Annotated in this window: 8 protein-coding genes; all 8 read left to right on the forward strand. The window is 40.4% G+C overall.

The features are described from left to right. Nucleotides 1–92 precede the first annotated feature (92 nt). The 8 genes from G610_RS0107285 (at nucleotide 93) to G610_RS0107325 (ending at nucleotide 12367) form a co-directional block, all read left to right on the forward strand. Nucleotides 93–1433 (forward strand): MATE family efflux transporter, encoded by a 1341-nt coding sequence (locus G610_RS0107285; protein WP_026494437.1) that lies wholly within the window; start codon nucleotides 93–95, stop codon nucleotides 1431–1433. Between the two features lie 113 nt (nucleotides 1434–1546). Next, the gene (locus G610_RS0107290; protein ID WP_242829624.1) at nucleotides 1547–1912 is read left to right on the forward strand and encodes a GntR family transcriptional regulator; all 366 of its coding nucleotides are present in this window, start codon (nucleotides 1547–1549) and stop codon (nucleotides 1910–1912) included. A 13-nt stretch (nucleotides 1913–1925) separates the two neighbouring features. Further along, nucleotides 1926–2828, forward strand: coding sequence for an ABC transporter ATP-binding protein (locus G610_RS0107295; protein ID WP_026524263.1), 903 nt, complete (start codon nucleotides 1926–1928; stop codon nucleotides 2826–2828). Continuing rightward, nucleotides 2803–4899: a DUF6449 domain-containing protein gene (locus tag G610_RS0107300; protein WP_026524264.1), complete on the forward strand. Its 2097-nt coding sequence runs from the start codon at nucleotides 2803–2805 to the stop codon at nucleotides 4897–4899. The genes G610_RS0107295 and G610_RS0107300 overlap by 26 nt, the downstream gene beginning before the upstream one ends. Nucleotides 4900–4965: 66 nt before the next feature. Further along, the gene (locus tag G610_RS0107305) at nucleotides 4966–6603 is read left to right on the forward strand and encodes an Mbeg1-like protein (RefSeq protein ID WP_026524265.1); all 1638 of its coding nucleotides are present in this window, start codon (nucleotides 4966–4968) and stop codon (nucleotides 6601–6603) included. Nucleotides 6604–6650: 47 nt separating this feature from the next. Further along, a complete protein-coding gene (locus G610_RS0107310) occupies nucleotides 6651–9134 on the forward strand; it encodes an ABC transporter substrate-binding protein (RefSeq protein WP_026524266.1) in 2484 nt (827 codons plus the stop codon). 422 nt (nucleotides 9135–9556) lie between these two features. After that, nucleotides 9557–10831: an SLC13 family permease gene (locus G610_RS0107320; RefSeq protein ID WP_026524267.1), complete on the forward strand. Its 1275-nt coding sequence runs from the start codon at nucleotides 9557–9559 to the stop codon at nucleotides 10829–10831. Between the two features lie 231 nt (nucleotides 10832–11062). Further along, nucleotides 11063–12367: a GGDEF domain-containing response regulator gene (locus G610_RS0107325; RefSeq protein ID WP_026524268.1), complete on the forward strand. Its 1305-nt coding sequence runs from the start codon at nucleotides 11063–11065 to the stop codon at nucleotides 12365–12367. The last annotated feature ends 44 nt before the right edge of the window (nucleotides 12368–12411 follow it).

A 12411-nucleotide genomic window follows, 5' to 3' on the forward strand; every position in this document is an offset into this window, starting at 1 on the left:
TAAGTTTAAAACTTTAAACAGCGGCGTATCAGACAGAAATTATGATTTTTCTTATGGGAGAGGGTATTAAGAAAGATTGGGGAGTACTTTAAATGCAGGCAAATAATAAAAGATACGAGATGATGACACAGACACCGATACCGAAGCTCATTCTTACTATGGCGGTGCCCACTATCATCAGTATGCTGGTAACAGCGATATACAATACAGCAGACACTTTCTTTGTGGGAAGAATATCAACTCAGGCTACAGCTGCTGTTGGTCTTGTTTTCACAATAATGGCGCTTATTCAGGCTACAGGCTTCTTTTGCGGACATGGTTCAGGCAATTATCTTTCAAGAATGCTTGGAGCAGGTGAGCATAAGGAAGCAAATGAGATGGCTTCCACTGGATTTGCAATAGCACTTATAATCGGTGTCATTATTGCAATCGTAGGTAATGTCTATGTAAAAGAGCTTTCCCTTATGATAGGTGCAACTGAGACTACTCTTGTTGATACCGAGAATTATATGAGAATAATTCTTATCGGTGCACCCTTCATGATAGGTCAGTTTGTAATAAATAATCAGCTCAGATTCCAGGGAGCGGCCATGTATGCCATGGTTGGCTTAATGTTCGGTGCAGTAATGAACATGGCACTTGATCCCCTGCTTATTTTTGTTTTCCATCTGGGAGTAAGGGGCGCAGCTATAGCTACGGTAATGGGCCAGGTTACAAGCTTTATTGTGCTTCTTATAGGCTCAAGCAAGGGTGAAAACATCAGACTTTCATTCAAAAACATTCGAATCAATCCTCATTACATAAAAGAAATCATCAACGGCGGTGCGCCTTCACTATTTAGACAGGGCATGGCTGCTGTATCATCACTTCTTATGAACAAGATGGCAGGATATTTTGGCGGAGATGCTGCTATTGCCGGCATGTCTATCACAACACGAGTTATGATGATGCTTATGTCTGCTCTTATTGGCTTTGGCCAGGGGTATCAGCCTGTGTGCTCCTTTAACTATGGCGCAGGCCTAAAGAAGAGAGTAAGAGAAGGATATTTCTTTTGCGTTAAGTATTCCACAATATTCCTTGCAATAGTAGGTGCTGCATGCTTTGCTTTTGCACCTTCTGTAATAGGAATTTTTCGTGATGATCCGGATGTTATAGCAGTAGGCTCAGTGGCACTCAGGTGGCAGTCGGCTACTCTTGTTTTTGGAGGAGTGCTGGTAATATCTAATATGATGCTTCAGTCCATCGGTAAGGGGGTTAAGGCATCCATTACTTCATCTGCCAGAAACGGAATCTGCTTTATTCCGCTGATTCTTATCTTGCCTCAGATATTTGGAATTTTTGGAGTTGAGATTACTCAGGCATGTGCGGATATTTTGTCTCTCTTTATAACAATACCTCTTGCTGTATCGGAACTTCGTAAATTTAAAGACTAAATTAAAAATTTAAATATATTAGGGTGTTGACAGAGTCGGCACCCTATAATATTATACTAAGTGTACTAGATGGATTAGTACAGTAGATACAGATGTTGGAACAGGAGGAAATGATGCTGATTGAAATTGATTTCAGGGACAAGCGGCCGATATACGAGCAGATTTCAGATAAGATGTCTGAACTAATATTGCGCGGCATCATTGAAGCAAATGAAGCGTTGCCGTCGGTGCGCTCACTTGCAATGGATCTTTCCATTAACCCCAACACCATACAGAAAGCGTATGACAATTTAGAACAGAGGGGACTGTGCTATTCAGTTGCGGGGAGAGGAAGATTTGCATCAGGAATATCGGAGGTGATACCGGAGATGAAAAGTGAGTTTTGGAAGGAATTTGATGAACTATTGCAGAAAGCACTTCAGCTTGGAATTACTGAGAAAGAGCTGATGGAACATCTGAAGAAGGATGAGGAAAAGTAAGAAAGGGGAACAGATGATACAGGCTACAAATTTGACGAAAAGCTTTGGCGACATACTTGCGATAAGTGGTATCGATCTGAAAATTGAGGACGGTCAGGTATTTGGACTTATTGGAACAAATGGCGCCGGAAAAAGTACTTTTCTTAGAATGGCTGCGGGAATACTAAGGCCTGACAGGGGGACAATATCAATAGATGGAAGACCGGTCTTTGAGAATCCGGAGGTTAAGAAGGAATTTTTCTATATCTCTGATGATGTGGCATTTTTCGCAAACACCACACCGGTAGATATGGCAGTTTTCTTTGGGAAAATATATGAGAGCTTTGATATGAACAGATTCAATGATCTCATGGATAAGTTCGGCCTTGAGAAAAAGCGCAAGATAAATACTTTTTCAAAGGGTATGAAAAAACAGCTCAGCGTAATCCTTGGACTTAGCGCCAAAACCAGATATCTGTACTGCGATGAGACCTTTGACGGACTTGATCCTGTAATGAGACAGGCTGTAAAGAGCCTTTTTGCGGGAGATATGGAGAGCAGGGATTTTACTCCGATAATTGCATCCCATAACCTTAGAGAGCTTGAGGATATCTGCGACACAGTAGGACTTCTTCATAAGGGCGGAATTATTTTGTCCAAGAATATCGAGGATGCAAGAGCTGATGTTCACAAGGTTCAGTGTGTTTTCAGAGATGATGAGAGCAGAAATCGTACCTTTGAAGAGCTTAAGGTTATTACAAGCGAGAACAGAGGAAAGCTTTATGTCCTTACAATCAGGGGAAGTGAGGATGATATAGAGAGGACTCTTAGGGCAGAAAGTCCTATTTTCATGGAGATGCTGCCTCTTTCTCTGGAGGAAATATTTATTAGTGAAACGGGGGTAGAGGGCTATGACATCAAAAAGATTATTTGCTGATTTATGCTCAGAGAACAGAAAAAGAAGACTGTGGCCCATTGCTCTTTGCCTGGCAGGTAACTTCTTTGGACAGCTTGTTTATGCATATCTTGCGGTTATGAGATATGAGCAAAGGCTTGCAGAAGGAAGAACTGTTATAGAAGACGTAAGGCTTGCATGCTTTGAAATGGCAGGTGGTCTGTCATGGCAGATAGGAATTCTTGTTGTGTGCCTTGCAATAATAAATGCTGTTCAGGGCTATGGATACCTTTTCGATTCAAAGATGTGCGACCTTTACGGAGCACTTCCGGTAAAGAGAGAGAAGCTGTTTGGGGCTGTCTGCCTTAACGGTATTGGGATTTTTGCTGTTCCCTACATCATCTTTGATATGCTTGTTATTATATATTGCTTAGCAAAAGGATATCTTTTGGTATCGTTTTTACCACAGCTCCTGGGGCTGATGGTTACTATAATTTCCACATATACGCTGATTTTCCTTACAAGTACGTTGGCCTGCGTGATGACCGGACATATAGTTGTTGCATTTATGGCAATTTTTGTATTCTTCGTCGGTGGTCCTGCAACAGTGTACATCATCGAGGTTTATAAACAGGCATTTTTCCTGACATATTATTGGAATCAGGAGCCGCCTTATGCAAAATATTCATCGCCCATTGCAATGTATTTGGCGCTGTTTTCAGATGTTAATCGCAAAAACTATATGCTGTTTAACAGTGCATTATTTATAAAAACTCTTATCATAATCGCTTTGTGCATCATCTTTTACATTATTTGCAGAGCACTTATGAAGATAAGACCCTTGGAAGCAGCAGGAAGCTCCATGGCATTTGAAAAGACAAAGCCCTACATAAAATGTGCTATTACTGTTGTGGTTTCTCTTTATGCGGGGATGTTCTTTAAGTCCATAGGTGAAAAATTCAGCATGCTGATATTTGGCATTATCTGCGGACTTGTTTTGAGTCATGCCGTCATTGAGACAATTTATGAGTTCGATTTTAAAGCATGTCTGTCTCATTTTGGATCACTGATTGCATCAGCGGTAGTTACCGGTTTAATAGTCATAATTTTCGTATTTGATCCGCTTGGATATGAGACCTGGATTCCAAGAGCTGACAGGGTAAAGACTTACGCTATTGAACAGAATTATGTTTACAACGGCTTACAGTACTCGGATGATAGCGAAAACAGTGTAATGCCTGAAAACTATATATTTGAAAACATGAAGCTCACAAATATGGAGATAATAGAACCACTCCTTATCGCCGGAGTGGAACATGCCAAAAAGTACCATAACAGCTTTATCTTCAATCGTGAAGCATATGATAATGCTCGGAATGATGGTGAACTGTATGGATCCTTCGATATTATGTGGGAGATGAAAGATGGCAGGAAGATATACAGGAGCTTTGTAGTAGACTTAAGTGATCCTGCCAATAAGACCTGTGTAAAAGCTCTGTTTGATGATTCTGATTTCAAGCAAGGTTTATTCCAGATAATGGATATCTCCGAGGATGATTTTGATACCGTGAAATACTATGACATCAATGGCAGCCATGAAGTGAAGATTGCAAGAGAGGACAGAACAAGGCTTTTGGAGGCTGTTAAGAGCGATATAGAAAATCAGCCCTTTGAAGAACTTGAAGATTCTTATCCTACAATGGTGATAGGCCTGTCGAAGAGCAGTTATTACTATGGATTAGAGATTTGCAATTTTTATCTTTATCCTTCCTTTATCGGGGCCAGAAAAGTTCTTGAGGAGATTTCCATACCTACAGATTGGATCGTGGATATTGATGCCATAAATACGCTTGGTATTCAGTGCTATGACGAGAATGACGACGTATACGACAGATGGGATACAACGGATAAAGAGGAGATAAAAGCTGTTCTTGAAAACAGCACATCAACCTGGATTAATTCCAATTCCATTTGGAGGCACGCAGGCAATGATAGTGTTTATGTAGATCTTTTCATAAACGGTAATAACTCTGACTATCTTGTAATAAATGATATCAGTGCTATGCCAAAGGGATTACAGGAAATAATTGAAAAAACTAAAGCCTATGAATAAAATTTCATTCCGCTCACATTAACGATATTTTGTTGTAAAATAAACATGTGGGCGGAGGTATTGATTATGGCTAATGTAATAAACTATTTGAAGTGGCGCGGCGATCTTACATTTGATGAATCACCATTTAACGAAGTTGATAATCTCGTTTTGTCACTTGTCGTATACAGCGATCTTAAGGGTATTGTGCCTGAATATATGAGCGGTGGCAGCATCAAGGTTAAGGATGCTGCAGCTGCATTTTTCGAAAAACATGATCCCAAATATATGTCCAGAATAGAGTACGACTGGGTGCTTTATTATATGGCAAAAAGCAGGCGCTTTAGTGATCTTTTGCTGTCGGATTTTATGGACATAAATGATATGTCTCAAAATATGCTGGTAACAGCCATGACAGTAAGGCTCCCTGATGGAAGACGATATGTTTCCTATCGCGGAACAGGCTACGACATAGATGACTGGCGAATGGATTTCATGATCAGTTTTCAGGAGATTCCTGCGCAGAAGGAAGCTCTTAATTATCTTAGTAATGTAATGCAGAAATATTCAGGGGATTTCCTTGTAGGTGGTCACTCCAAGGGCGGAAATCTTGCTCTTTATGCGTCTATGAATATTTCTGATACGTTGCAGATTAGAATAAAGCAAATTTACAGTAATGATGGTCCGGGAATATGTTCTGAGTTTTTGGATGAGGAGCGTTTTGAAAACATAAGATTAAGACTTACTCACATCGTACCTGAGTTCTGCATTGTTGGTATGCTTTTTGAGCCTAATGTAAGACACATAATTATCGGAAGTGAAGCTAAGGGAATTGCCCAGCATACGGGAATGACATGGCAGGTTGACGGCAATCATTTCAAGAGAAAAAAGCACCTCAATGAAAACAGCGTCATGTATAACAGCATAATTGATGACTGGATTGAGTCTAATTCCATGGAGCAGCGTGAGATTTTTACCAAGGATATTTTCGATTCTTTAAAAGCAGGCGGAGCTACCAGTATTCAGGATATTCAGGATGGCGGAATGCATGGCTTTGGGACAATTCTTTTGTCCATGGCTAATTCAGAGAGTAAGACCAAGATTGTATTTGGAAAGTTTATAAGTACCTTTTGGGGCAGATTTGAAAAGCTTAGATTTGTGGAAACAATAAAATCCCAGCAGGGTATTATCAGTATTAGTTTGATTCTTTTGGGACTTTTGTTTTTTGCAATTCCGGAGAATGTATATAACCTGCTTGGCGCTCTTATTGCTTTTGTTGGTATTATCTGGAGCGGAAGCTTTCTTATAAAGTCCGGAATGAGAGAAGAAAACGGCGTACTGAAACGTGGCAGGATGATATTTTGGATGGTCATCATGTGCTTTATGGTGTTCCTTCTTTCGAATCTTGAGAGGATTCCAACCTGGACCAATGTTCTTGTGGCAGTAGCCTTTTTGGCACTTGCCGCTACAAGTGTCAGGTATGTAATAAAAAACAGGAAGACCATGTCTCTGCTGGCCAGATTTTGGATGATATTCGTTGCGGTAATTGCGCTGAATGTTGGCATAATAATGTTTACATCGCCTATGAATTTGTCCATCAGGAAATCTATAACAGTAGGCAGTTACCTTGTTATAACAGGTCTTGTAAGGCTCCTTATCCAGCTGCTTGGGGAAGCAAAGAGAGGTGTTGAAAAGGGCTTTTGTTATGAGGAAGAGGATGTTTGATTTAACTCATAAATATGAGTATTAAGGGAAGTTGAAAGGGAAAAGGGATGAGAAAAGGAAATATTAAAAGGGGAGTGGCAGCACTGCTTTGCTTTTGTATGGTTTTTGGCGCCGGCTGTGGTAAAAAGGATGAACCGGTCATAAACAAAGAAAAAAAGACTATCAGCGAAGATGATAAAAACTACGTATATAGCCTCAGTACCGTAGATGATGCAATTTCAAATGAAAGAAATATTGAGAGTTTTTGCAGAAACGGCGATTATATTTATATACTTACATCTGAATACGGTGTAGTCACAGAATGTTCCGTTAAGAGGGTTAGCCTTAAGGATGGGACAGCCGAGGATTTTGTAAAGTTAGAGTCATCGGCGGATTGTTACTATGGCAACATTGCGTGCGATGATGCTGAGAATATTTACGTCACCAAAAACGAGTATCAGGAATCATTTGACGATGAAGAAAATGTTGAAGATGCAGATGGTGATGTCAGCGGAACTGTAGAAATTGGTGATGATACAGAGAAATCAGAAGAGTCTGCAGAAAGCACAGAGGCTTCTGAGAATCCTGAAGATTCTTCAAATGAGACAGCAGAGGACTCTGAAAGTCAGGATGATGACGTGATATCAGAAGAATCTGAATCCGACGAAGAATATACCGTAGAAAACAACACTCTTATAGTTAAGGTTGCTCCTTCGGGGGAGGTGCTTTGGGAGAAAAAGCTTGTAGAAGAGGATAAGAGCAGCAATCTCAACAGCTTAGTTTATGTTAAGGATGTTGGAGTAGTTACTGCGTCTCAGTCAGGCTTTGCTATCTATAATCCTGAAACCGGAGATGGAGAGATGCTTGAATATGGCAAACGCTCCGGTAATGAGGAAGAGTATTATTATGAGAGATCCCTCTTTGTTTTAAGAGACGGAGAACTCTACCTTCAGGACAACGATGAAGACTGGAACTATAGGATATCAAAGTTCGATAAGGCTGCTAAAGTCTTTAATAAAATAGAAAATGCTTATCCTGAGGGTGTTTATGGTGGGGATCAGCTAAATCCCGGCAAAAGCTTTGATGTTTACTACATGAATAGTGATGCCATAATGGCATACAACCTTGGAGATACTGAGCCTACCAAGATCTGCGATCTCACAGCTTCGGATCTGCTTATAGAGTACATAAGATACATCTATGAAAAAGACAATGGCAATCTTGTAGTTTATGCCTCCATGGGTAGTGATGATATGGGGCTCTATGAACTTACCAAGGTTGCCCCGGAGGATATCAAGGATAAGGAAGTATTAGTTCTTGGTACAGTTTTTATCAATGATGATGTAAGAAAACAGGTGGTTAAATTCAATCAGCTTCATGATGATTACTGCATCAAAATAAAGGATTATTTTAGCGATACCTACAGTGACGATATGGAAGGCCTTGAGAAGGTAACGGAGGCCTTTAACCTTGATGTTACCAGCGGAAATACGCCTGATATATTTGTTCTTAGTTCCTATATTCCCTACGAGAGCTATATAAATAAAGGACTTATAGAACCTCTTGATTCCTATATTGAGAAGGACCCCGATATCTCCCTTGATAATTATCTTCCCAATATTATGGATGCATGCAAAAGAGATGATAAGCTTTACATGATCATACCAAGCTTCTATATAGATACAATGAGCGCTGCTAAGAGTATGGTTGGTGATGAAAAGGTGACCCTTAATAATTTCAGGGACATCTGCGAAAAAAACAACATCGATCCTACAATGATGATGGGCTACAGCACAAGAGATTATGGATATATGTACTACTCAAGATGCGGAAGCTGCTTCATTGACTATGAAAAAGGAACCTGTGATTTTAAAAATCCTGCATTCATAAAGCTTCTTGAATATATTAAGGAGCTTCCTGCTACTGAGGCTGAGGACTATGACTACTCACAGTATGAGACCATGTACCGTGAAAAGAAGGCCCTTCTTAGAAGTGAGTACCTGTCATCCTTTGAGGATTTTCAGGTTTCAACAAGAGGATATTTTGGTGAGGAAATAGTGTACAACGGATATCCCACAGATGATGGCGGAGAATCTTATATAGTTCCTTTGCAGCAGCTTGCAATGAGTACCAGCTGTGCCAATAAGGAAATATGCTGGGAGTTCATTAAGCAGTTTTTGTCTGATGATTTCCAGGATACTGTGAAGGATAGAAAGTGGGGCTTCCCTATCAGTAATAAGGCCTTTGATGAGATGTGCAGCCTCGCTCAGGAACCGCCTTTCTTTATTAATGCTGAAGGTAAGAAGGAGCTGTCTGAGAGCTACTACGGAATAGGTGATATTGAGATCAAGATAGATGAGCTCTCAAAAGAAGAAGCAGAAGGTCTGGCTTCCTTTATTAAATCTGTTGATAAGGTTGATCAGTCCAATGACAAGATCTCTGAGATAATCGAAGAAGAGGTTGGCGCCTTCTTCGAAGGACAAAAGACTGCCGAAGAGGTTGCAGATATAATCCAGAGCAGAGTTTCGATATACTTAAGTGAGAACATGTAAAAAACAATTTACTGACGAATTTTCATCTGATCATGCGCAGTATTATGAATTGACACTAAATTCTAAATCTGTTATTTTATTTTTTAGTGAAAGGGAGTAGTTATCATGCTTTGGCATGTTGCATATTCGTCAGTACGGGATTCATCCCCGGATACGCTGTAATTAACGAGACTTTCGCTGCAAATGCAATGCAGCGAAGGTCTTTTTTTATCATATAGGAAATTCCTCTGGATTTCCTATATGATAAAAAAACACTTCGTGAGGATGCGCAGCTCGCGGAAATGAAGTTTATTGCTTCGCAATACCGCTCGCGCGCCAGGATTTCGCGAGCGAAATCCTATTTTATCCGTAAGATAAAAAAAGCACTTCGTGAGATGCGTAGCTGATAACAATTTCACCCTAAAACTGAAAGGACAATGAAAATGAAAACACTTGCAATCATCTTATTTGTGTCAATGTATGTGTGCCTTATAGCTTTTCCCAAGAGAAGAGCAGTTACTGCACTGATCGTTGCTGCTATCTATGTGGCTACAGGAATTCTTCCTGTTTCTCAGATTGGAACAGCAGTTGACTGGAACGTACTTTTAATGATATTTGGAACGCTCCTTCTTGTTGACTACTTTATCGAATCCAAGATGCCCAATCTTATCGCTGAAAAGCTTATGGATCTGGCTCCTAACGTTATGTGGGTTACCATATTCATGTCCCTTTTCTCAGGCCTGATATCTGCATTTATCGATAACGTGGCAACACTTCTCATGGTAGCGCCCGTTGGTCTTGCTATTTGTAAAAAGCTTAAGATCAATCCTGTACCCATGATCATTTCTATCGCAGTTTCATCAAACCTTCAGGGAGCTGCAACACTGGTTGGTGATACCACATCCATCATGCTGGCTGCAAAAGAGTACGCCAACATGGACTTCAATGATTTCTTCTGGATGGACGGACGCCTTGGAATTTTCTTTGCAGTTGAGCTTGGTGCACTTCTTACGGTTCCGATCATGATGTTCTTATTCAGAAAGGATAAGGAGCCCGTTGAAGCAACAGAGAAGACAGTAGTAAAAGACTATGTTCCTACAATCATGATGGTTGCTCATGTAGTGCTTCTTATGGCTGCTTCATTTATTCCTGAAAAGCCCGAGATCACAAACGGTATGATCTGCCTTATCTGCTCACTTATCGGTATGGTTTGGGAGTACTTTAAGGATCACGATGCTGAGAGAATTAAGAGAGTTGTTAAGAGCCTTGACTACGATACAGTTCTCCTTCTTACAGGCCTCTTTATGGTAATTGGCGGAGTTAAGAACGTAGGTCTTGTAAACGATCTTGCAAACCTCATCGTAACAGTTGGCGGCAATAACCTGTTTGCACTGTTCACAATAGTTGTTTGGGGATCAGTGCTTATATCTGCATTCATCGACAACATTCCCTATGTTGCAACAATGCTTCCCATCCTTAAATCCGTTACAGCAACTCTCGGAGTTAATCCCTGCCTTCTGTACTTTGGCCTTCTGTGCGGAGCAACACTTGGAGGAAACATTACTCCCGTTGGAGCAAGCTGCAATATTGCAGGCGTAGGAATGCTCAGAAAAGAAGGTTATGAAGTAAGCTTTAAGGATTTCACCAGAATCGGTATTCCTTTCACACTTGCTGCTGTAATCGGCGCTTATGTATTCCTCTGGACACTCTGGAGATAATTTAAGATTTGAAATTGATGGAAACAGCTCTGTGGTCGACTGATCATAGAGCTGCTTTTTTTCGGCTTATTTTGAGAAGTTTATTAGAATTGATTTATACAATTTTAACAAAAGCAATTTACTTAATATGGTACTATAAACTAGAAGAAATATGATATCAGGAATACAAAATGAATAATATCTATACGAAATAATTTGAATTTAAGCAGATCAATCATAACGGTTAAGTATATGAAAAAAATTTTAATTGTTGATGATGAAGAAATAATGCTAATGCTTGCGGAACGTGCTCTTGGTAGCTATTATGAGACCATTCTTGCGCATTCCGGCGCGGAGGCGGTTGACCTTTACTTTAAGGATCAGCCCGATCTGGTTCTTACGGATCTTCGCATGCCGGAAATGTCCGGATACGAGCTCCAGAGTACGATTCACTCAAGGAGTGATGCTGATACGCCCTTTATTTTCATTACTTCAGATGAAAGTGATGAGAGTGAAAGCAGAGGGTTTGATCTTGGTGCGGCTGATTATATCAGAAAGCCCATAAAAGCCGAGGTTCTTCTTAAGCGTATAGAGAGAGTTCTCGATAATGTCGATGAGAACAATCGTCTTCGAAAAGAAGCTCAGCTGGATGCCATGACGGGACTTTATAATAAAGCCACAACTGAGAGGATTCTTGGAGACATTGTCAGTAAAAAGCGTGGCATGCTTCTGGTGCTTGATCTTGACAGCTTCAAGCTTATTAACGATATCCATGGTCATGAGATGGGCGATAGAATATTGATTGTCTTTTCAGAGCTTATAAAGTCATCTATTCGTGCGAATGATATCGCCGGAAGAATCGGTGGTGATGAGTTCGTTGTTTTCTGTGAAAATCTTTTTGACATAACTGCAATAGAGCAGAAGGTGGATATTTATAATGAAAAATTGTTAGAGGCAGCAAGGACTTACATGGGCCAGGATATGAACATTCCTCTTGGCTGTTCTTGCGGTGCCACCAAGGTCTGGGACCTTAGCCAGGACTATATTACTGTTTTCTCAAAAGCAGATGCTGCACTTTATAAGGCAAAGCAGGAAGGCAAGCATTGCACGCATTTCTATGAGAAGGATTCCGATACTGAGTCTGAAGCGGCTATCAGTGATTTCAGGAATCTGAAAATGATATTCGGAGAAAGAAATCAGTCACGAGGAGCTTTTGTAACTGATACCGACAGCTTTAAGACTGTATACAGATTTATGGTGAGACTGATTTCCAATTACCAGGTTGATACCAGGATGGTTATCTTTACACTTACTGGAAGCGAAGGACAGGAGCTGTCCGATGCTACAGAGAAATTCATGGATGTAGCAACTTCTAATCTTCGAAGCAGCGATGTAGTTTTAAAGCATAATCACAATCAGGTAATAATGCTTATCATGAAGGTGGATGTGGAGAAATACACGATCCCTGTAATGAGAGTTCTTGCTGCATGGAAGAGAGATGGAATCCAGGGCATTTCAGTGGGCTTTGAAGCGGAACAGCTTGAATGTGACGTGTAATCTTCATAGATGTTAAATAACCCCCTTATCTTGTGGCTTAACAT

The sequence above is a fragment of the Butyrivibrio sp. MB2005 genome (genome assembly GCF_000424285.1).
Lineage (GTDB): Bacteria > Bacillota > Clostridia > Lachnospirales > Lachnospiraceae > Butyrivibrio.